Origin of the sequence: Caldalkalibacillus thermarum (assembly GCF_014644735.1) — a bacterium.
In the GTDB taxonomy this organism is placed as follows: Bacteria; Bacillota; Bacilli; order Caldalkalibacillales; family Caldalkalibacillaceae; genus Caldalkalibacillus; species Caldalkalibacillus thermarum.
Genome location: NZ_BMKZ01000146.1, coordinates 1 through 516 on the forward strand (window position 1 = coordinate 1; position 516 = coordinate 516).

Annotated in this window: 1 protein-coding gene; it reads right to left on the bottom strand. The window is 38.0% G+C overall.

What is annotated here, in order from left to right:
* Positions 1–99 precede the first annotated feature (99 nt).
* Complete coding sequence (locus IEW48_RS16935) at positions 100–381, bottom strand: hypothetical protein (protein ID WP_188624737.1); 282 nt, start codon at positions 379–381, stop codon at positions 100–102.
* Positions 382–516: the final 135 nt, after the last annotated feature.

Sequence of the window (516 nt, forward strand, 5' to 3'; positions counted from 1 at the left end):
CTATTCTCGGGAGAGCGGTCAAGCGGTTTGGGCTTGAGGGCTCTCCCGAGAATAGAGATACTATGAAAAGCTGACAAGGATAATCTTCTCTACTTCTTGCTAATTCCACAGTAAATAGCGAAGAGCCGGATTTTTTAATATTAAATTCTTAACCCTGTGGATTTGGGAGTGGTTATACTTCAAAATTTCCTTGTCACCTTTTTCAACGATTAAGCCCTTCTTTCTTCTATCAATATAAAATCGGGCAAAACGGTCAGATACTTGATCTAAAGACGCTAAACCTCTCTCATCTATTGAATCTAACAAAGAAAGAATCAGAACCATTTTATAAGAGGCTTGTTTGTTTTTGAAAATATCCATTAAACGATCTGGTAATGCCATTATTAAACTCCTCCCTCTAGAAATGTTGATCTATCAAGGCTTTTCGGCCTCTCAGGGGTGTCCAAAAAATATTTTTCGACAAAATCCCTTACATCCTTTTTCAGTTTTGTGGATATCTTACAGACCTAGGGTGCG